This is a genomic window from Nguyenibacter vanlangensis (assembly GCF_013376155.1).
In the GTDB taxonomy this organism is placed as follows: domain Bacteria; phylum Pseudomonadota; class Alphaproteobacteria; order Acetobacterales; family Acetobacteraceae; genus Gluconacetobacter; species Gluconacetobacter vanlangensis.
Genome location: NZ_JABXXP010000571.1, coordinates 1 through 1,832 on the forward strand (window position 1 = coordinate 1; position 1,832 = coordinate 1,832).

At 70.0% G+C, this 1,832-nt stretch carries 1 protein-coding gene; it reads left to right on the forward strand.

All coding sequences use genetic code 11. The features are described 5' to 3' along the window. The coding region (dxs, locus tag HUK84_RS16760) for a 1-deoxy-D-xylulose-5-phosphate synthase (RefSeq protein ID WP_176641290.1) at window positions 1-1,832 on the forward strand (1,832 nt) is incomplete at both ends.

The following is a 1,832-nucleotide window of genomic DNA, read 5'->3' on the forward strand; positions in this document are numbered from 1 at the left end:
CCGACGCGCGGGCGCTTTCCGCTTTTGGACCGGGTTTCGTATCCGGCGGACCTGCGCAACCTGTCGATCGAGCAATTGAGGCAGTTGGCGGAGGAATTGCGGGCCGAGACGGTGGACGCGGTATCGACGACGGGCGGGCATCTGGGTGCGTCGCTGGGCGTGGTCGAGCTGACGGTGGCGCTGCATGCGGTGTTCGACACGCCTGCCGACCGGATCGTCTGGGATGTCGGCCACCAGGCCTATCCCCACAAGATCCTGACCGGGCGGCGCGCGGCCATCCGCACCCTGCGCCAGCCGGGCGGCCTGTCGGGCTTCACCCGCCGCTCCGAGAGCGAATACGACCCGTTCGGCGCCGCCCATTCCTCGACCTCGATCTCCGCCGGACTGGGCATGGCCGTGGCGCACCATCTGCGCGCCGCCCACGATCCCGCCTATCGCGAGCGCAATGTCGTCGCCGTGATCGGCGACGGCTCGATCTCGGCCGGCATGGCCTATGAGGCGATGAACAATGCCGCGGCCGCCGGGCCCGGCGCCTCGCGCCTGATCGTGGTGCTGAACGACAACGAGATGTCGATCGCCCCGCCGGTCGGCGCCATGTCCGCCTATCTGTCGCGGCTGATGTCCTCGCGCCAGTTCCTCGGCCTGCGCGACCTGGCCGGCAAGATGGTGCGCCGCCTGCCCGACCGGCTGGAACGCACCGCCAAGAAGGCCGAGGAATATGCCCGCGGCATGATCACCGGCGGCACGCTGTTCGAGGAGCTGGGCTTCTATTATGTCGGTCCGGTCGACGGCCACGACATGAGCCAGCTCGTGCCCATCCTGCGCAACCTGCGCGACGCCGACGACAAGGGCCCCATCCTGCTGCATGTCGTCACCGAGAAGGGCCGCGGCTATCGCCCGGCCGAGGCGGCGGGCGACAAATATCACGCCGTGGCGAAGTTCAACGTCGTCACCGGCGAGCAGAGCAAGGCCCCGCCGGGACCGCCCAGCTATACCGCGGTGTTCAGCCGCGAACTGGTGCGCTGCGCCCGGCAGGACGAACGGATCGTGGCCATCACCGCCGCCATGCCGTCGGGCACCGGGCTGGACGCCTTCGCCCGCGCCTGTCCCGAGCGGTTCTTCGATGTCGGCATCGCCGAGCAGCATGCCGTGACCTTCGCCGCCGGCATGGCGACCGAGGGGCTGCGCCCGTTCTGCGCGATCTATTCCACCTTCCTGCAGCGCGCCTACGACCAGGTGATGCACGACGTGGTGCTGCAGAACTTGCCGGTGCGCTTCGCCATCGACCGCGCCGGCCTGGTCGGCGCCGACGGTGCCACCCACGCCGGGTCGTTCGACCTGAACTATCTGGGCTGCCTGCCGGGCATGACCATCATGGCCCCCAGCGACGAGCTGGAGCTGCTGCACATGACGGCCACCGCATGCGCCTTCGATGACGGGCCGATCGCGCTGCGCTATCCGCGCGGCAACGGGCTGGGCCTGGCCCTGCCCGAACAGGGCAGCGTGCTGGAAATCGGCCGCGGACGGATCATCCGCGAGATGGGCCGCCAGTCCGGGCGCGAAAAGGGCGGCATCGCCATCCTGTCGCTAGGCACCCGCCTGGCCGACGTGCTGAAGGCCGCCGACCTGCTGACCGCCGGGGGCCTGCCGCCCACCATCGCCGACGCGCGCTTCGCCAAGCCGCTGGACACCGCGCTGATCGACAACCTCGCCCGCAACCATGCCGTGCTGCTGACCGTCGAGGACGGCGCCGAGGGCGGATTCGGCGCCTTCGTCATGCACCATCTGGCCCGCAACGGACTGCTCGACACCGTCCGCGTCCGGCCCATGAC